General features: G+C 59.2%; 12 protein-coding genes, 1 tRNA gene and 8 pseudogenes. 8 read left to right on the top strand and 13 right to left on the bottom strand.

The features are described 5' to 3' along the window. Positions 1–97: 97 nt before the first annotated feature. The gene (locus AU14_RS07030; protein WP_041339873.1) at positions 98–949 is read right to left on the bottom strand and encodes a UDP-2,3-diacylglucosamine diphosphatase; all 852 of its coding nucleotides are present in this window, start codon (positions 947–949) and stop codon (positions 98–100) included. Positions 950–1045: 96 nt separating this feature from the next. Further along, positions 1046–1668, bottom strand: a pseudogene (locus AU14_RS07025) (YbhB/YbcL family Raf kinase inhibitor-like protein). A gap of 182 nt (positions 1669–1850) precedes the next feature. On the opposite strand from AU14_RS07025, the gene AU14_RS07020 reads away from it, so the two are divergent. The 3 genes from AU14_RS07020 (at position 1851) to AU14_RS19625 (ending at position 3280) form a co-directional block, all read left to right on the top strand. Continuing rightward, a complete protein-coding gene (locus AU14_RS07020) occupies positions 1851–2282 on the top strand; it encodes an ankyrin repeat domain-containing protein (protein WP_041339871.1) in 432 nt (143 codons plus the stop codon). A gap of 5 nt (positions 2283–2287) precedes the next feature. Continuing rightward, entirely contained in the window at positions 2288–3028 is a 741-nt protein-coding gene (locus AU14_RS07015) for a spermidine synthase (RefSeq protein ID WP_041339868.1), read from the top strand. Positions 3029–3103: 75 nt separating this feature from the next. Further along, complete coding sequence (locus AU14_RS19625; protein WP_169745959.1) at positions 3104–3280, top strand: hypothetical protein; 177 nt, start codon at positions 3104–3106, stop codon at positions 3278–3280. 4 nt (positions 3281–3284) lie between these two features. On the opposite strand, the gene AU14_RS07010 is transcribed toward AU14_RS19625, so the two are convergent. Together AU14_RS07010 and AU14_RS07005 are read right to left on the bottom strand one after the other, a co-directional pair. Continuing rightward, positions 3285–3845 (bottom strand): LOG family protein, encoded by a 561-nt coding sequence (locus AU14_RS07010; RefSeq protein WP_041339867.1) that lies wholly within the window; start codon positions 3843–3845, stop codon positions 3285–3287. A 171-nt stretch (positions 3846–4016) separates the two neighbouring features. Continuing rightward, positions 4017–4570, bottom strand: a pseudogene (locus tag AU14_RS07005) (carboxymuconolactone decarboxylase family protein). Between the two features lie 124 nt (positions 4571–4694). On the opposite strand from AU14_RS07005, the gene AU14_RS07000 reads away from it, so the two are divergent. Continuing rightward, positions 4695–5300 carry a TetR/AcrR family transcriptional regulator gene (locus tag AU14_RS07000; protein WP_041339866.1) on the top strand — a complete coding sequence of 202 codons (606 nt, stop codon included), beginning with the start codon at positions 4695–4697 and terminating at the stop codon, positions 5298–5300. A 177-nt stretch (positions 5301–5477) separates the two neighbouring features. Continuing rightward, positions 5478–6786: pseudogene (locus AU14_RS06995) on the top strand (NAD(P)/FAD-dependent oxidoreductase). A 30-nt stretch (positions 6787–6816) separates the two neighbouring features. Here AU14_RS06995 and AU14_RS06990 read toward each other — a convergent pair. Continuing rightward, a tRNA-Gly gene (locus AU14_RS06990) sits at positions 6817–6889 on the bottom strand. A gap of 71 nt (positions 6890–6960) precedes the next feature. On the opposite strand from AU14_RS06990, the pseudogene AU14_RS06985 reads away from it, so the two are divergent. The 3 genes and pseudogenes from AU14_RS06985 (at position 6961) to AU14_RS06975 (ending at position 9835) form a co-directional block, all read left to right on the top strand. Next, positions 6961–8684 (top strand): annotated as a pseudogene (locus AU14_RS06985) (potassium/proton antiporter). Between the two features lie 108 nt (positions 8685–8792). Further along, a pseudogene (locus AU14_RS06980) lies at positions 8793–9352 on the top strand (L,D-transpeptidase family protein). Positions 9353–9556: 204 nt separating this feature from the next. Beyond that, complete coding sequence (locus AU14_RS06975) at positions 9557–9835, top strand: Lpp/OprI family alanine-zipper lipoprotein (protein ID WP_041339864.1); 279 nt, start codon at positions 9557–9559, stop codon at positions 9833–9835. A 49-nt stretch (positions 9836–9884) separates the two neighbouring features. Here AU14_RS06975 and AU14_RS06970 read toward each other — a convergent pair. The 8 genes and pseudogenes from AU14_RS06970 to AU14_RS06935 form a co-directional block, all read right to left on the bottom strand. Next, positions 9885–10672 (bottom strand): annotated as a pseudogene (locus AU14_RS06970) (slipin family protein). Between the two features lie 40 nt (positions 10673–10712). Next, positions 10713–12136, bottom strand: a pseudogene (locus tag AU14_RS06965) (NfeD family protein). Between the two features lie 235 nt (positions 12137–12371). Continuing rightward, the gene (locus tag AU14_RS06960) at positions 12372–12914 is read right to left on the bottom strand and encodes an SDR family oxidoreductase (RefSeq protein ID WP_236744508.1); all 543 of its coding nucleotides are present in this window, start codon (positions 12912–12914) and stop codon (positions 12372–12374) included. 53 nt (positions 12915–12967) lie between these two features. Continuing rightward, positions 12968–14023 carry a L,D-transpeptidase family protein gene (locus tag AU14_RS06955; RefSeq protein ID WP_041339862.1) on the bottom strand — a complete coding sequence of 352 codons (1056 nt, stop codon included), beginning with the start codon at positions 14021–14023 and terminating at the stop codon, positions 12968–12970. Between the two features lie 53 nt (positions 14024–14076). After that, the gene (locus AU14_RS06950) at positions 14077–14646 is read right to left on the bottom strand and encodes a TMEM165/GDT1 family protein (RefSeq protein ID WP_041339860.1); all 570 of its coding nucleotides are present in this window, start codon (positions 14644–14646) and stop codon (positions 14077–14079) included. 227 nt (positions 14647–14873) lie between these two features. Next, positions 14874–16265, bottom strand: coding sequence for a DHA2 family efflux MFS transporter permease subunit (locus AU14_RS06945; RefSeq protein WP_041339858.1), 1392 nt, complete (start codon positions 16263–16265; stop codon positions 14874–14876). 3 nt (positions 16266–16268) lie between these two features. Further along, positions 16269–16693, bottom strand: a pseudogene (locus tag AU14_RS06940) (MarR family transcriptional regulator). 87 nt (positions 16694–16780) lie between these two features. Beyond that, positions 16781–18151 (bottom strand): MFS transporter, encoded by a 1371-nt coding sequence (locus AU14_RS06935; RefSeq protein WP_094191172.1) that lies wholly within the window; start codon positions 18149–18151, stop codon positions 16781–16783. Positions 18152–18343: the final 192 nt, after the last annotated feature.

Raw genomic sequence — 18343 nt, 5'->3', positions numbered from 1 at the left:
TATTCTACCCGTCATCAGCCGGCGGGGAAGCCTCCCCGGCATTCACCTATCACTCACCTATCACTCACCTATCACTCAACTATCACTCAACTATCACTCAACTGGCCAGACGGTTGACCTGCTCGACAAAAGCCGCAGGCACTTTATCCAGCACCGGACGAACGCCGTCGCTCAGTTCAGCTTGGGGGGCATCGGGCTCTGAAGCCAGGATCACCGGCGCTTCCGACCAGTGTAACAACTGCAGCCGGCCATCAGCCTGTTCCACCAGTGCCGTGCAGTGCTCCACCCAATCACCGTCGTTGCAGTACAACCCGTTTTCGCCGCGCAGAAAGCCCGCCGAATGGATATGGCCACAGATAAAACCATCGTAATGGCCCCTTTCAGCCACCGTCAGCGCCGCCAGCTCGAAGCGACGAATGAAGGTGCGGGCCTTGCCGATGCGGGTTTTTACCCAGGCCGCCATCGACCAGTAGGGTTTACCCTGCAACCGACGGAATCCATTAACCCAGCGATTCAGTCGAAGCAGCAACCCATGGGCACGATCCCCCACCAGCAGCATGAGGGGACTGCAACGCACCACCTGATCGAACTGATCACCATGACAGACCATGAACCGGCGGCCATCGGCGGTGGTGTGTACCACCTTGTGCTCAAGCTCGATGCCGGCGATGGTCTGGCCGCAGAACTTGCGGAAGAATTCATCGTGATTGCCGGGCACATACACCACCCGGGTGCCGGTAGCGGCGATTTCCATCAGCCGCTGCACAATGGCCTGATGCTCCGGCGGCAGGTGCACCCGCTTCTGCATGGCGATCAGATCGACGATATCGCCGACCAAATAGAGGGTTTCGCAACGCACCTGATTCAGAAAATCCAACAGATAGGCCGCCTGGCAATCGGCGGTGCCCAAGTGCACATCGGAAATGAAAATGCTGCGGTAGTCTCGCATGGTGGCTCCTGCCTTCAACCCGCCCGGATAACTGAATCGTTACACGAGCGGATGACGGCAGGGTGACAGCCCTAAGACAATTCCATGACCGCGCGTTTAGCGCAGCGCCGGATTCAGCGTGTAGGTACCCGTTACCCGGGCACTGGCCAAGACGTGTCCGGCCATGGCTTCGCGCACGGCATTACCATCAAATTCGCCGGCAAGGCCCAGACTTTCCACATCCAGAGCGTGTACCTCGAAGTGGTAGTGATGGATGATTTCGTCGTTCCAGGGTGGGCAAGGGCCGTCATAACCGGCGTAGGTGCCCGCCATGTCAGGATTACCGGCCAGGAACTGGGTGTAGCTGTTCACGCCACGAATGCCGATGGGGCCTGGGCCGAACTCTTTACCCTTGGGAATCACGCCATCGCTGTCCTCACCCTCAGGGATGCGGCTGATTCCAGCGGGCACATCGACCAATAGCCAGTGGAAGAAATCAACCCGGGGCAGGTCTTTGGCCACGGTCTTGCCCTCCTGGTTCACATCATCCGCCACGCTGGGAACGTCCGGATCAAACATCATGACCACAAAGCTCTTGGTTCCCTCCGGCGCGCTTCCCAGAGGGTTTCCGGGTTGCGATTGGGACCAAAACTCATATGATCGGTGTCGCTGTAGACACCAAACGCGAATTTCTCCGGAACTGGCTGACCTTCTTCAATGCCTCGAACTTCTAATTTCACGACGTTGCCTCCTGTTGATCGTGGGCTCACCCTACAGACATTGTGTCTGAAGCCGGCCTGTTCAATCATACGTGTGTGATACACCGGTTGTAGCAATGCAGTTGCACGTCTGTCCAGAGGCGCGAAGCACAAGTCCCGTCGCGCCCGCCTTCGAACCTTATTGACCCACCAGGGGAGCAATCATGAGCAAGCAGCAACCCGGCCAGCCCCAGGCGCCGGACAACCAGAAAGACGAAGACGCCGTTGCCTTCGCCCAGGGCATCTTCGAACTGGCCCGAAACGGAGCAGCCGGACTTCTGATGCCGCTGCTGGGCGCCGGCGTGCCGGTGGACATCCGTACCAGTGAGGGCGAGAGTCTGCTGATGCTGGCCACCGCCAACGACCACACCCAGACCGTCGAGGTGCTACTGGAGCAGGGCGCCAACCCGAACCTGGCAGACAACCAGGGCCGGACGCCCCTGATGATCGCGGCCGACAACAACGCGGTTCATCTGATTGAGCCGTTACTGAAAGCTGGCGCCAAGCTGGAACTGACCGACGACAGAGGCACGACCGCTCTCGACCATGCCCGCGCGGCAGGCGCGGAATCGGCCATCGCCAGGCTGAGTGTCTGACGCCTGTGTTCAATCAGGGCGAGATTATTCACCACACCAAGGACGCCCTCGGCAGCATCCTGGTGATCGATTACCGAAAGCACAGGGTGCTGACCTTCAACTCGGCGTTCGAGCAAAGCAAGATCGACCGGCGTCGCCCTCATCTGCCGGTGCACGAGTATAACCGTGCCATGATGTTGCCGGCGGCCTTTGCCAAGCCCCGCCATGTCACCATTTTAGGTCTCGGCGGTGGTGTGATGGCCAGCGCTTTCCACCACCTGTATCCAAACTGCCATATCCACGCGGTGGAGTTGCGACCGGAGGTGGTGGCGGTATCCCGGGAGTTCTTCGGGCTGCCCGAGAGTGACCGGCTGACCGTGACCATTGCCGACGCTCGCGACGCGCTCTCGAAACTGCCGGATGCCAGCACCGATCTGGTGTTGGCCGACCTCTACAGCGGCGACCGTATGAGTCCAGCCCAGGCCCAGCGCCTGTTCATCGACCAGTGCAGCCGGGTGCTCAGCCCGAATGGCTGGCTGCCCCTTAACTACCACCGGCCACCGGAACCGGGCAGCGTCTATTTGCGCCAGCTCCGGCAGCGGTTTTCAAAGCTGCTGATGTTCCGCAGCAAAACCAACAACACCGTGATCTACGCCAGCAAGCAGCCTTTCGAAGCCCTGCACAGCCGCGATCCTGCTCTACTCGCCCTGGAGCAGCAGCTGCCCATTGACTGGCGCAAGCTGATGGCCAAGGTGACGCCCTTGTGAACGCTTCTACCTTGATCAATGGCCAGGATGATCCATAGTTATAGATAACAATCCCGCCACGGGAGGACGTGGACCATGCCTGACGAAGAGTACAAAAAACTGCACCCGATCCTGAACGAGGTCACCCAGACCTACGTTGGCCTTTACACCAACCGGCCCAATGAAAAAAACCGGGAAAAACTGATCAAACTGGAAGCGCTGCTGCACGAAAAACTGGAACAACTAGAGAAGGCCCGTAACGAAACCGAATAATAATTCAGCTCCATTTCTCATGGGGCGGGCGGTATCGACTGAATCCATCCACGAGCTGTTCAGGCGTGTCCGCCAGCACCAGCATGTCGATGTATTCCTGCTTCAGAAAACCGACCGCTTCCATACGCTGCACCATGGCCAGCAGCGGATCATAAAAGCCATCGACGTTATAGAGCGCACAGGGCTTGTGGTGAAAACCGAGCTGGCCCCAGGTCCAGGCCTCGAAAATCTCCTCCAGGGTGCCAATGCCCCCAGGCAGAGCAACAAAGCCATCCGCCAGCTCGGCCATCTTGGCCTTGCGCTCGTGCATGTCCGCCACCACAAACAGCTCGGTCAGGCCGGGGTGGGCCAGCTCACGGTCCCGCAGGTGCTCGGGAATCACGCCATAGACCTTACCGCCGTGGGCCAGCACCGCATCGGCTGCGATCCCCATCAGGCCAACGTGGCCGCCACCGAACACCATATCGATGCCATGGTTGCCAAAGTAAGCACCCAGGTCCTCGGCTGCACGCGCAAAACGCGGGTCTGAGCCAGAACGGGATCCGCAATAGACTGCAATTTTCATTAAGTCCTCACTGATTTCTCACAACGCCAACATCCGGCTGTTCCTAAAACAGTAGCAGAGCATAGGCACAGAGAGAGCAGAGGTCTTAATATCAGGGCAGGAAAAAAGGAAGGGCAACAGGCGAACGACGGATGCGGGCTGAGCCCGCACCCACGTTAATCAGCCAGAAAATTACTTGGCTTTTTTCCAGGCGAACTTCTGGAACGGCTCGTCGACCGGAGTTTCGGCGATGTGGTTGATGTAATTACTCATCACCTTTTGCGACAGCACCAGAATCACTTCCAGCACATGACTGCGCTCGTAACCGGCCTCGTAGAAAGCATTCAGTCTTCGCTGTTCACTTCGCCACGCTTGCGGACGACGGCCAACGTGAAGGTTCGCAGGGCTTCCAGCTTGTCGCTGGGCAGCGGTGTCTCGTCACGCAGAGCGTTGATGATGTCATCTGACACCTTCATGCTCTTGGCGATGCCGGTATGCGCCGGAACGCAGTAGTGGCACGCGTGCTCAACGTTGATGGTCTGCCACACCACGGTGGTCTCGTCGTTATCGAAGCTGGTATTCAACACCAGTTCGTGGAGCTTTTGGTAGCCATCTAGAACGGTCGGCGCATCAGCCATGACCGCGTGCAGCCCCGGAATCATGCCGAACGCCTTCTGAGAGTTTTCCAGCAGCGGCTTCGATTCTTCCGGTGCGGAATTTTTATCGTGCAGGGTAAAGTCGGTCATATCAGGCTCCTAATTTGAGTGATTGCTCAATAACAACGACACACTAACTGTTATTGAGCGATCGTTCAAGTTATAATTTGAGCATCCATTCAATTTCACTGAAATAGCTGAACGGACCGAAGTTATGGCCAGGCACGCCCGCTACGATCGACAAACCGCATTGGCAAAAGCCGTCGCCCTATTCTGGGAGCGTGGTTACCACGGCAGCTCAATGAAGCAGATTGAACAGGCCCTGGACATGCGCCCGGGTAGTATCTACGCAACGTTTGGCAGCAAGGATGGGCTATTTTCCGAAGCCCTGGCAGCGTATGCCGAGCAAGGCAGCCAGGAGCTCAAGACCTACCTGGAGCCGGCCGAGTCCATCGTGGACGGCCTGGAGGCTTACCTGCGCGGTATCGCCCAGACCTGCGAGCCATCCAATGTCAGGCCCTCCCGGGCCTGCATGATCGTTAAAACCCTGCTGGAGTCCAGCAACACCCATCCGGCATTGGCTGAGCAGGCCAACCGGATACTGGCCAACATCCAGCAGACCCTGTGCGCGGCGCTAGAAACCGCCAAGGCCAGGGGAGAATTGCTAGCATCCACGGACTGCCATCGACTGGCCCGCCTGCTACAGGCCCAGATCGTTGCGATCCGCTCTATGGCGGAACGCGACCTGGCGCAGGATGAGCTGTCGGACCTGGGCGCCGATGTTGCCAGCATTCTGGAGAGCTACCGCACCCGGCACTGATGCCGTCGCCCTTGGGGCACCCGTAGCACTTCCGTCCAATTGTGCCTGAGGTGCCCTCCGCGTTACTCTATTCCCTTCAGCATCAGCACCCTTCATTTTCTGCCCCGTCCCAGTGACGATAGCCAAGCATTTTGCCTGGAGAGTGTTTGGCTTTCTTCACTTCAGGGGCTGATTGTTATGGAAAACCTTCATCACATCGTGGTGGTCGGCGGGGGCGCCGGCGGGCTGGAACTGGTAACCCGGCTCGGCAACAAGCTGGGCAAAAAAGGTAAGGCTCGCGTAACCCTGGTGGATGCCGGGCTGACCCATGTCTGGAAACCACTGCTGCACGAAGTTGCCTCCGGTTCGCTGGATGCCAACGCCAACGAAATCAATTACCGGGCCCACGCCCGCAAACACCATTACGAATTTCAGCTCGGCCGCATGAATGGCCTGGACCGTGACGCCAAAGAGCTGGTGATATCCGCCTTTCACGATCAGGACGGTGCCGAAGTGGTGCCGGAGCGGCGCATCCGTTACGACACTCTGGTTATCGCCGTCGGCAGCACCGCCAACGATTTTGGCACTCCGGGCGCGCAGGAACACTGCCTGTTCCTGGACAGCCTCAGTCAGGCCCGCCGGTTCCACAACCTGATGCTCAATGCGTTCCTGCGCAAGAACCACGAGGCGCTGCAAGGCCAGAATCACAGCCTGAATATCAGCATCATTGGTGCTGGCGCCACCGGCGTCGAGCTGGCCGCCGAGTTACGCCTTGCGTCGCGGGAATTGCCGGTTTACGGCATGAACCATCTGCAGCCCTCGGATGTCTCGATCACCGTGATCGAAGCGGCTGACCGCATCCTGCCAGCATTGCCGGCACGGTTGTCGGCTGCTGCCAACCGGGAGCTGGAGCATCAGCACATCAACGTGCTGACTGGCCAGCCAGTCAGCGAAGTGCGGAGTGCCAGCATCGTCATGGAAGACGGCACCGAGTTGCCCTCGGAAATGACCATCTGGCTGCGGGTATCAAGCACCGGCGTTCCTGGCCGATCTGGACGGACTGGAAGCCAACAAGGGCAACCAGTTGGTGGTCGAGCAGACCCTTCAGGCCACCCGCGACGACAATGTTTTTGCCTTTGGTGACTGTGCCGCCTGTCCGCAACCGGATAGCGACCGGCCCGTGCCGCCCCGGGCCCAGGCAGCGCATCAGCAGGCGGATGCGCTGTTCAAGACCTTGCGCAACCGAATCACCAGCGGCGACGCAGTGCCGTTCGTTTACAACGACCACGGTTCGCTGATCAATTTCAGCCACTACACCACGGTCGGAAACCTGATGGGCAATCTGTCCGGTCGCAGCATGTACATTGAGGGCAAGGTGGCCCGGTTGTTCTACGTGTCCCTGTATCGCATGCACCAGGTTGCCCTGCATGGGCCGGTGCGGGCCGGCATTATCTGGCTGATGGACAAAATCAGTCGTGCGATGCAGCCTCGTCTCAAATTACACTAAGCAGGTTCGGGGTAAACTTTGAGAAAGAAATGGAGCGGGTGAGGGAATCGAACCCTCGTATGCAGCTTGGGAAGCTGCCGTTCTACCATTGAACTACACCCGCCTTTGCGATGACTGCGTGAGCAATCTAAGCAGTCAGTGCGCAAATGAGCAAGTACTCTAGCTGGAGCATTAATGGATCCCACCCTGACCCTGATTGGCGCCTTGATGTTGGTCATCAGCATTGTGCTCAGCCCGTTGTCGAGCCGGGTAGGCATGCCTGTGCTGCTGATATTCCTCGGGGTCGGCATGATGATGGGCGAGGACGGCCCGGGCGGCATCCAGTTCGACAACTTCGAACTGGCGTTCCTGATTGCCAATCTGGCGCTTGGGGTGATCCTGCTCGATGGCGGCATGCGGACCCGGGCCGAAACCTTCCGGGTCGGCCTGCGCCCGGCACTGGTGCTGGCTACCCTGGGCGTGTTCATGACCGCGGCCGGCGCCGCCATTGTGGCGCGCTGGGTCTTTGACCTGGAATGGCTGACCGCACTTTTAGTGGGCGCGATCATTTCTTCCACCGACGCCGCCGCCGTGTTCTCGCTGCTGCAGGGCCGGGGCCTGCACCTGAACGAACGGGTCAGCGCAACCCTGGAAATCGAATCCGGCAGCAACGATCCGATGGCCATCTTCCTGACGCTGATGCTGGTCACCCTGATTGGTAACAGCGGTGACAGCCCCACCTGGTCGGCCCTGATCATGCTGATCAAGCAATTCGGCATTGGCAGCGTGGCCGGGATTCTGGGCGGCTACCTCGTGGTGGAACTGGCCAACCGGATCCGGCTGACGCCCTCGCTGTATCCATTGCTGGTTGCCGCCGGCGGTATCGCCGTGTTCTCCGCCACTAATGCCCTGGGCGGCAGCGGTTTCCTGGCAATCTATCTGACCGGTGTGGTGATCGGAAACCGCCACGTGCGGATGATGCCAATGATCCTGCAGGTCCACGATGGCCTCGCCTGGCTAGCACAACTGTGCCTGTTCCTGATGCTGGGGTTGCTGGTTACGCCTTCGGATCTGCTTCCGCTGTTGGGTGGCGGCCTGATCCTCGCGCTGGCGCTGATTTTTGTCATCCGGCCGCTCACGGTATTGCTGACGCTCTGGCCGTTCGCCTTTAACCGCCGGGAGCTGGGCTTTATCAGCTGGGTTGGCCTGCGAGGCGCGGTGCCCATCGTGCTGGCGCTATTTCCGATCATCGCCGATCTGCCCGAAGCACAGCTGGTGTTCCACGCCGCCTTCTTTATCGTTCTGGTGTCGCTGGTGGTGCAGGGCACCACCATGGCGCCACTGGCCCGTAAGCTGCGGCTGGAAGTCCCAGCGGGCGAAGATCCGTATCGGCGCCTGCCGCTGGATGCCCCCGGCGCCGGCGATCACGAATTGATGCTGTTCCCCCTGCGCGGCGAGCCTGGGAAACTCCGCGTCCGTTGAGCCAGCTGCGATTCCCGGAAAACACCACCGTCGCCGGTGTATTCCGCAACCGGGTGTGCCTGCAGCCCAAGGGTGACCTGGAAGTGTCCAGTGGCGACATGGTGGCTATGTTCGCCACGCCAGGGGTGTTACCCGAGCTGAGCAAAGCCCTCAGTGGCCGTCATGCTCCCCGATACCTGGCCGAACGGGCCTTCTTCGGCGACTTCGTGCTCAACGGCGATGCCCTGCTGGGCGATGTCGAGCAGGTGTACGGTATCGAGTTTGACGACCTGCCACCGGAACTGTCCCTGGCCGAGTGTTTTGCCAAGCGCACCAAAGGTCACCCGGTTGTCGGTGATACCGTGACGCTGGGGCCGGTGGTGCTGGTAGCCCGGGCGACCGATTCCGATCAGGTCACCAAGGTAGGTCTCAAGATGGAGGGTTCACAAAACCCCTGATACTGAAAAGAGATAACTGAAAAAGTTAACAAAAGCCCTCAACATTCCATCGACGAGCTATGTTATAAAAGTGGCTATTCGAACATTAACCATTGGTAAGTTAAGGCCATGTTGACCCGTTTTCTGATTACCGTCTGTCTGATTGCAGCCACCGCTCTCGCCCCCCTTACCGGTGCGGCCAGCGAACTGCTGGCACGGGCCGACCTGACCATGCCCGGCGCAGAGGTGTTTGACCATGACTCGGTAGACATCAACAAGGTGCTGGTGCGCAAGAGCGAGCGCCGGTTGTACCTGATGGACGATGATCAGGTGGTGAAGAGTTATCGCATTTCCCTGGGAGACAACCCGGAAGGCCACAAGCTCTACGAAGCGACGAGCGCACCCCCGAGGGCGATTACACCCTGGACTGGCGCAATGCCAGCAGCGACTTCTACAAATCCATTCATATTTCCTATCCCAGCGAAAAAGACCGTGAACTGGCTCACTCATGGGGCCTGAGTCCCGGTGGTAGCATCATGATTCACGGCCTGCCGAACGACGCGGAAGACATGGCGTTCGCCTACCGCGGCCTGGACTGGACCGACGGCTGCATTGCGGTAACTAACGAGGAAATGGACGAAATCTGGCAACTGGTCGCAAACGGCACCCCGATTCGCATCCTTCCCTGACCGTTTACTGACAACTGCATTAAGTTGTTGTCATAAGCCGTGAAAATATACGTATCCCCAGTTAACATTTTATCTCAGAGTGTTTTACACTGTTTAACGACTCCGGTAGTCAACGCCTATCGGGCCGGTTTGACAGGAAGTCGTCCATGTACTGAACTGACTTCCGGATCTTAGGAAATAACTCGACCAATAAGGGGATTTACAATGCGTAAACTGACGATCGCCGGGTTTGCAATGGCTACTGTACTGACGGCCGGTTGCGCCTCTAACCAGGCAGCTATCGACGAAGCCAATGCAACTGCGAATTCCGCAGAGCAAACTGCAGAGAATGCACTGAACACCGCTAACAGCGCTGCCAGCTCTGCACGCACTGCCCAGCAGACCGCCGAAGAAGCTCTGGCCGCTGCCAAGGCAGCTCAGAAGTCTGCTAATGAAGCGAACGAGCGCGCCAAGCGTATGCTCGAGCGTTCTAGCATGAAGTGAAGCTCAGCTTACGCTGATGCTAAAAAGGCCGGGTAACCCGGCCTTTTTTTTATGCCTCTGATTCAGGCTTTTGAGGTGATGCTGGCGCGTTCTCCTTCAGAAACGTCGTCATCAACTCCATTGGCAGCGGGAAGACGATGGTCGAGGTATTGCTATTACTCATATCGGCCAATGTCTGCATATACCGGAGCTGCATCGAACCCGAGTTCGCCGACATCACGTTGGCAGCCTCTACCAGTTTCTTCGACGCCTGCAACTCCCCTTCCGCGTGAATAACCTTGGCCCTACGTTCGCGCTCGGCCTCGGCCTGACGGGCAATGGCACGGATCATGGATTCGTTTAGATCCACATGCTTAATCTCGACATTGGCCACCTTGATGCCCCATTCCTCGGTCTGGGCATCGATGATTTCCTGAATGTCGGAGTTCAGTTTGTCCCGTTCTGACAGCATTTCATCCAGATCGTGCTTGCCCAGCACCGAACGCAGGGTGGTCTGGGCCAGTTGACTGGTAGCGGAATTGAAATCCTCAACACGGATGATGGCGCGCTCGGGGTCGACTACCCGGAAATAGAGCACCGCATTGACCCGCACCGTGACGTTGTCGCGGGAAATCACGTCCTGGCTGGGAACGTCCAGGACAATGACCCGGAGATCAACCCGGACCAGTTGCTGGATACCGGGGATCACGATAATCAGGCCAGGCCCCTTCACCCCCTGAAAACGCCCCAGAAAAAACACCACGCCGCGCTCGTATTCCGGCAGGATCTTGATCGCCGAGCCGAGAATCAGCAACAGCACCAGGTTGGTGCCAGGTAGGGAATCAGTTCACCAATCATACGGCCTCCTTGAGTATGCCGTGAGCATGTCTGCGCCGGGTCAGCCGTTTTCGTCCATGACCTCGACAGTTACTGTCAATCCTTCCATTGCCTTGACCCGAACCGAGTCGCCCTCGCTGACCGGGCCGGAGCTGACTGCCTTCCAGCGCTCGCCGTTGAGCCGCACGTGACCGCTGAACCGGTCGTGGTCGTGGGCAAAGTCGTCCAACGCCAGGCCCTGCTCATGGCTCATCAGCTCACTGCCGCTGACCGGCCCCTTGCGCCGCAGGCCGATGAACTTGGTCACCGTCCACAGGATGAAGCCGGCGGCGACCACGGCTGTGCCTCCAATAGTGGGGAGCGAGATGTCCCGATGCGAGCCATCCATCAATATCACCGAGCCGGTAACAAAGGCGACAATGCCACCCACCCCCAGAATGCCGAAACTTGGCACAAAAGCCTCACCGACAATAAAGGCGAGTCCGAGCAGGATCAGCGCCAGGCCAGCGTAGTTCACTGACAGCACCTGGAAGGCGAAGAGCGCCAGGATCAGGCTGATGGCACCTATCACCCCGGGCACTACCGCGCCCGGATTGGCCAGCTCGAAGATAATGCCGTAGAAGCCGATGATCATCAGGAAGTAGGCGACATTGGGGTCGGTAATGACGGAGAGCAGCCGGGTACGCCAGTCTGGTTGTGAACGTACCAGGGCCAGCGAGCTGGTCGACAGTACCAGGTCCCCCCGGGCCATGCGCACCGTGCGGCCGTCAATCTGCCGCAGCAGATCCCCCAGGCTGGGCGCCACCACATCAATAACGTTCTGCTCCAGAGCGGCATTGGCACTGAGGTTGACCGCTTCACGCACGGCCTCCTCGGCCCAGTCGGCATTGCGGCCGTGGCGCTCGGCCAGCCCGCGGATGTAGCTGACGGCATCCTCCAGCACCTTGCGCTCCATGGCGGTATTGCCACGGCGCTTGCCGTCTTCGCTCTGGTCACCGTTAGCTGGCTCTGATTCCGGCTCAGGGCTGCTCGGCAGGCCGCCCATCTGTACCGGGGTTGCCGAGCCCAGATTAGTGGCCGGCGCCATGGCGGCGATATGGCTGGCGTACAGGATGTAGGTGCCGGCGCTTGCGGCCCGGGCGCCTGGGGCGAGACATAGGTGGCGACGGGCACGTCAGAGGAGAGGATCACCTTGATGATGTCGCGCATGGAATCCATCAGGCCGCCAGGGGTATCCATTTCCAGCACCACCAGGGCGGTGCCGTCGGCTTCCGCCTGCCGGATGCCGCGGGTGATGTAGTCCATGGTGGCCGGGCCAATGGCGCCGTCGATGGTCAGCACCAGGGCGGTGCCAGAGGCTTCCTGTTCAGCATGAGCCTGATGCAGTAAGGATCCGAGCGCGAGCACCAGACCGGCGACCAGGGTCGCGCACCAGATTTTGAGTCGTTTGGCGCGGGTTGAAGACAAGGGTTGGAAATCCTGCATACCACCTCCCCGGCCCTGATTGAGGCTCAGAACATCTTGGCTAACACCGACACGGGTAAGCGGCGTAGCAGAAATCCGACTGCCGTCCACGGCCAGCCCGGCACGAAACACTCCGCCCGGCCAGATTCAATGGCTTTTACCATGGCCTTGCAGCCGGTTTTGGCATCCACTCGGAACGGCGCATTCTTTACTTGTTCGTTAATGGCCGTTTTTATGTAGCCTGGATACAGTGTAGTCACACGAATCGGAGATTTCGCCTTTGCAAGTTCGACACGCAGCCCTTCCGAAAGTGCCGCAAGGCGACCTTGGTGGCGGCGTAGGTGTTGATGCTGCCGGGCATGCCCCGCACCGCCGATACCGAGGACACGGTCACCAGGTGACCCTCGCCCTGCTGGCGGAAAATCTCCATGGCTGCTTCCATCTGGGCCAGTGCGGAGACGAAGTTGGTTTCGGCGGTCTGGCGGTTGGCCTCGAAGTTGCCAGTTCCCAGGGCCTGGCCATGACCAATACCCGCATTCACGATGACCCGGTCCAGGGTGCCAAATTCACTCTGGAAGGCACGAAACACCTCAAACACCTGGTCGTGGTTGTCGACGTCCAGTGCCCGGACACTGACGGTCACCCCAGGGAAATCCCGTTCGAGTTCCGCTTTCAGATGATCCAAACGCTCTGTGCGGCGGGCGCACAGTGCCAGGCGATCACCCCGGGCAGCAAATTCCCGGGCCATGCCCTCGCCGAGACCGGAGCTTGCGCCGGTTATCAGGATGGTACGAGCCATGGGCTCTCCTTGTTGTCATTGTCATTGTTATTGAGAAGAGCCGTACGCAAGGCTCAGAAATACAGTGTGGATTTCGATTCCTGGTCGGTATTCGGGGTTTTGTCTTCGGAGCTCTCGTCGGCCGCCACCTGGGTGACTCGCTCGCCGATCATGGTAGGAATACCGTCGGCCTGATCAACGGCGATTTCGATCGCCCGACGCTGGATTTCCACTCCGGGATGCTGCTTGCGGAAAACCTCAACCTCGGCCAATGCCTGGCGCCAGAGTTCATCGCGATCCGAACGCGGGTATTCCTCGTCCGGGCGGTGCACTTCCAGCCAGACCTCGCCACCGGACAGGCCGATCTTCACCGGGTCCCGGATAACCTGCACCGAGGTACCCTTGTCGACCTGATAGACAAAGCGCGAGATGTCTTCGTTGTACATGCGGAAACAACCGTGACTAACCGCCATGCCAACACCAAACTTTTTGTTGGTGCCGTGGATCAGATAGCCTTTCTCGCTCAGCAGCAGGGCGTGGCTGCCGAGGGGGTTCGAGGGCCCGGGCGGGATCATCCGTGGCAGATAGTCGCCATCACGTTCGTACTCGGCGCGAATGCTGGCCGGCGGATACCACGCTGGTGATTCCAGCGGCATGGTCACCTTGGCATCGGTCAGCGGTGACGGGTTTTCAGCCTTGCCGATGCCAACCGGGTATACCTGCACACCATTCTCGGTGAAATAGTACAGGCGGTACTCCGCCAGGTTGATCACGATGCCTTCACGCCGGGCATCCGGCATGACATAGCGGCGGGGCAAAGTAATGGCGGTGCCTTCTCCGGGCAGCCAGGGGTCCACCCCGGGGTTGGCTTTGACCAGCTCCAGATAGCCCAGTGCAATCCGGTTTCCGATACCAGCAAAGGTGTCCTCGTAGCGGGTGGTAAACACATCAATCCGCCCCGCCAGGTCGCCTTCCAACTCAAACGTCGGCACGCGCGGGGAACGATCAGCCGCCGCTTCCTCGACCTTTGCCTCAGCCTCGGGGCCAGACTTGCTGTTTTCAGCGGCTTGCAACGGAGCCACTGCCACAACCAGGGCCATCAGGGTAAAACCTACACATCTGAACCACATAGAGAGTCTTTCCAACCGTCTTGTCGACACGGATACAGTGACAGCCGCCAGCATCAGGAGTTCATGAAGGTGGCGGCGATGGTCACAATCGCCAGCACCAAAAACAGGACGCTGGCACAAATTCTTGCGGTGGCCAGGGGAAGTCGATCCATCAGCCATCGCCCTGCCATGATAACCGGTATATTGGCAATCAACATCCCCACGGTAGTACCAAGAACTACCCATACCGTTTCGGTGAAGCGTGCAGCCAGCACCACGGTGGCCACCTGGGTCTTGTCGCCAATTTCAGCCAGGAAAAACATCACCGTGGTCGCCATGAAGGCGCCCATGCCCAGGAAGCGGGAATCTTCGGAGTCGTCTTTGTCAGGGATCAGCAGCCAGGCGGCGATGGCGACAAAACTCACGGCCAGAATCCACGGCAGCCAAGCCTCCGGCAGGAAATTGGCTATCCAGGCGCCGAGCCAGGCCGACAAGGCATGATTGAGCAAGGTCGAAATGAAGATGCCAAGGATAATCGGCAGGCGCTGGCCGTAGCGCACCACGAGGAACAGGGACAACAGTTGGGTCTTGTCGCCAATTTCAGCAATCGCGACAGCGGCCGTTGAGGCCAGAAAGGCTTCCATAAAGAGCTCCAGGGCGGATTACCAGACATGAGACAGCGCACCTTCCGCCCAACGGAGATGCCCTGCCTCAGGTCTTGCCAATTCCACAGTTATCCTGTGAAACACGATAGCCATGGAGATTGAGCTCCAAGTGTGTTGACTACCGTCCGGCCAGCAGATACTGCATGGCTCGGAGGCTACTCCCCTGAAGGAGCGCAAAGTTTAAGCTTTTGAAACTCGAGAGGCAACTAGGCCCGCATTTTCCAGACCGGGATTACCGCCAGCGCGACAAACACTGCCACCAACCACCAGGCGGTGTGAAACGCTTCGATGGTGGGCATGCCATTGCGGTGTTCACCAAACTCGATGGTCAATGCCACCATATTGACGCCAAAGGCACCCCCCAACTGGCGGGCGAAATTGATGGTGCTGGAGCCAGCACCCAGTTCTTCCGGAGCCAGCGGATTCAAAGCACCGGTCGAAAGAGCCGGCAGCATGAAACCAATACCAATACGACCGATCACAGTCCAGAGTGCCAGCCAGCCGAACGCCAGCGTCAGGTCCGATACCGCAAACAACACCGCCGAGGCGGCAAACAGCGCGATGCCGAAAACCACCAGTTTGCTCGCACTTTGCCGGTCGGCCAAACGCCCGGCCAGGGGAAAGGTCATACCCAGAACTACACCGGCCGGCAACATCAACAAGCCGGCCTCGGTGGCGGTGTAACTCAGCGCGGTCTGGACAAACAGCGGTATCAGGTAAGTTGACCCGAACAGTGCCAAACCAAGCGCCAACGCACCAAGATTGGCGCACAGGAACACCGGCTTGCGCAACAAGGCGATATTAACCAGAGGATGACGGGCTCGGCGCTCCCGCACCAGGAACAACACCAGGGCCAAAGCCGACACTACACCGCCGATGGCCACGCGCAGTTCCTGGCCAGCCAGACTCTGCAACCGGTTCAGGGTATCGAGCGACAGCGCCAGGGTGGCGCCCAACAAGATCAGCCCCAGCAAGTCAAAACGGTACGGCGCCGGGCGGGAGGGTGGCAAGGGCAGGAACCGCCAGGCCATGGCCACACCGATGATGGTGACCGGCGCCGGCGCAAACATGACGTAACGCCAGCTCAGCTGATCAACCAGAAAGCCACCCAGCACCGGCCCCAGGGCGGGCGCCAGGATCACCCCCATGCCATAGATGCCCATGGCCTGGCCTCGCTTCTCCCGGGGGAAAATGCGGAACACCAGGTACATGCCCATGGGCTGCATCAGCCCGGCCATTGCGCCCTGACCAACACGGGCGGCAATGAGCTGTTCCGGCGTGGCGGCAAAGCCGCCGGCAATGGAGATCAGGGTGAACATGAACATGGCGCCGGCAAGGGTCTTGCGGACACCGAAATGGTCCAGCAGCCAGGACGAGGCCAGCATGGTGGTGGTCATGGCGGCAATAAACCCGGTCGCCAGCCAATGCACCCGGCCCTGGCGAATGCCGAACTCCAACATGATGTCGTGCAGGGCCACGTTGACCACCGTGGCACTGAGCACCGTCGCCATGGTGCCGAGCATCACCGTTGCCACCGCCAGCCAGCGCCAGCGTTCCCCGTAGCGGGCCCGGAGACCCTCGACCGTGTTGTCGCTCAAGGCTTACTTCTGCTTTTCGGCGTTTTCCAGGATCTTGTTGAATACCCGGACCGTGGTTTCGATGTCGTCGTCGCTGATGCCTTCCAGCATCTGCTCCCGCAGTTTCTCGGCCCGCACAGTCAGATCGTCCATGAACTCCCGGCCAGCCGGAGTCAGGTGCAACCGACGCGCACGACGGTCATTGGGACAGGGCCGACGTTCGATCAGACCCTGCTCTTCCAGCTGTCCAGCAGCCGCACCAGCGTCGGGTTCTCAATGGCCATCAGGCTGGCCAGCTCCCGCTGAGTCAGACCTTCACCGCCTTTGTCCAGATACACCATGGTGCTCCAACGGGCCTGGGTTACGCCCAGATCCTTCAGGCGCTCGTCGAGCATTTTTCTCCAGCGACGGGTAACCCGGGCCACGGCAAAGGGAAACTGATCTCTCATGCCTCAAACTCCGTTCAAATAGGCGGGTTGGCGTGCCATCCAACTGGACTGACACGCCGACCTCGAAATGATCTTAAACTTACATTATCAGAAAGGTAACAATAGTATGCTAACCATTGCTATAAATACAGATGTGAATACAAAAACAATGTCGTAGAAAACCGAGAGACGGATCAGCGCCGGGTTCTGGGCCGCCCGCTGGATATCCTCCATTTCGGGCGATTCGTGGAATTCTTCGTTACGGGGGTCGATTTCCGTCAACACCGATGAGGTCTCTGGCATGGCCGGGACATAATGCTCCTGGTCCTGTACCGCGACATCGTCGGTGTGGCTTATGCGATAGCTGGTAATCACCGCCAAGACCAGCAGGAAGCCGGCGTTGCCGAAGAACAGGCCCGACGGGCCCAGCACGTTGATCAGTTCGGCCATGACCACCGGACCAATCACACTGCCCACGCCATAACTGAGCAGCAGGGTGGCACTGGCGCCAACAATCCGGCTGCTTTCCATCCGGTCATTGGTGATGGCCACAGCGACCGGATACAGGGTGGCCGACAGGCCAGTGAACAGGCCGACGAAAAGGGTCAGTTGCCAGATGTTATCCGCCCCGAGAACCGCCACGGCCACGGCGGAGCTGGCCGCCATTATGGCTACCCAGAACATCACCCGGCGCCGGTCAAAATGATCACACAGGCGTCCCAGAGGCCACGCCAGAATCATGGCGGCAACGATAGCGCTGGCCATGAAGGTGGAGGTTTTGGCGACATCCAGTCCCACCAAGGTGGCGTACACCGGACCCAGGGCATAAAAACCGCCAATCATCACGCCACAGGTCAGCGCGCCTGCAACCCCGGTAAACGATTCACGGGCAAGCGTAAAGATGGAGATCCGATCCACCTGATGAATGGCCGGCGCCTCCATCCGGGTCAGCGACAACGGAAGCAGGGCCAGGGTGAGCAGGATCGCCGCCAGTGAAAAGGGCATGAAGTTGGCCGGATCGCCAACATTGACGATCAGCTGACCGCCTGCGGCCGAGGAATAGAAGACGATTTGATAGACCGCAAACAGCGCGCCCCGGTTGGTATTGGTGGCGCGGCTGGAAAACCAGCTTTCGATAACCACCAGGACACCGGCAATACTAAATCCGGAGATCACCCGGAGTACCGCCCAGAACGGCTCGGATACGGCCATGGGGTAGAGCAGCGCCGCCACGGCGGACGCTGCGGCAAACACCGCAAAGGCCCGAATGTGGCCAACCCGGCCGATGATCTTGTGCACGTACAGGGTGCCGAGCACAAAACCAATGGAATAGCACACCAGAATCCAACCGATGATGTCCGGCGACACGGCCTCTATACTCAACCGGATACCCAGCAGGGTCATAAGGAATGCGTTGCCACTGACCAGCAGCACGATGCTCATAATCAGAGCAGACAGGGAAACGACCATCTGGGTCATGACAACAGACTCCGGGTATTGCAGATACGGTAGGTGATAACAAAAAACCGACAACATCAAGATCCGGAATCGGCCGGACGCGCATTAAATCAGTACGGAATATTCATCACCACTAAGCACTTGCCGAAACACTCTGCAAGCGTAGTCGACTCCTCTACAACTCCGCCAGCGCGCGGTTTTACAGCGTTTTAC

This window comes from Marinobacter similis, assembly GCF_000830985.1.
GTDB classification, from domain to species: Bacteria; Pseudomonadota; Gammaproteobacteria; order Pseudomonadales; family Oleiphilaceae; genus Marinobacter; species Marinobacter similis.
Note: the sequence above shows the minus strand (reverse complement) of the source record. Positions and strands in the feature narration are given on the sequence as shown.

Excerpts from the sequence above, each read along its gene's own strand:
- AU14_RS06960 (WP_236744508.1), bottom strand. The coding sequence starts at position 12,914 with ATGGCTCGTACCATCCTGATAACCGGCGCAAGCTCCGGTCTCGGCGAG.
- AU14_RS06955 (WP_041339862.1), bottom strand. The coding sequence starts at position 14,023 with ATGTGGTTCAGATGTGTAGGTTTTACCCTGATGGCCCTGGTTGTGGCA.
- AU14_RS07030 (WP_041339873.1), bottom strand. The coding sequence starts at position 949 with ATGCGAGACTACCGCAGCATTTTCATTTCCGATGTGCACTTGGGCACC.
- AU14_RS06975 (WP_041339864.1), top strand. The coding sequence starts at position 9,557 with ATGCGTAAACTGACGATCGCCGGGTTTGCAATGGCTACTGTACTGACG.
- AU14_RS07000 (WP_041339866.1), top strand. The coding sequence starts at position 4,695 with ATGGCCAGGCACGCCCGCTACGATCGACAAACCGCATTGGCAAAAGCC.
- AU14_RS06935 (WP_094191172.1), bottom strand. The coding sequence starts at position 18,151 with ATGACCCAGATGGTCGTTTCCCTGTCTGCTCTGATTATGAGCATCGTG.
- AU14_RS07020 (WP_041339871.1), top strand. The coding sequence starts at position 1,851 with ATGAGCAAGCAGCAACCCGGCCAGCCCCAGGCGCCGGACAACCAGAAA.
- AU14_RS19625 (WP_169745959.1), top strand. The coding sequence starts at position 3,104 with ATGCCTGACGAAGAGTACAAAAAACTGCACCCGATCCTGAACGAGGTC.
- AU14_RS07010 (WP_041339867.1), bottom strand. The coding sequence starts at position 3,845 with ATGAAAATTGCAGTCTATTGCGGATCCCGTTCTGGCTCAGACCCGCGT.
- AU14_RS06950 (WP_041339860.1), bottom strand. The coding sequence starts at position 14,646 with ATGGAAGCCTTTCTGGCCTCAACGGCCGCTGTCGCGATTGCTGAAATT.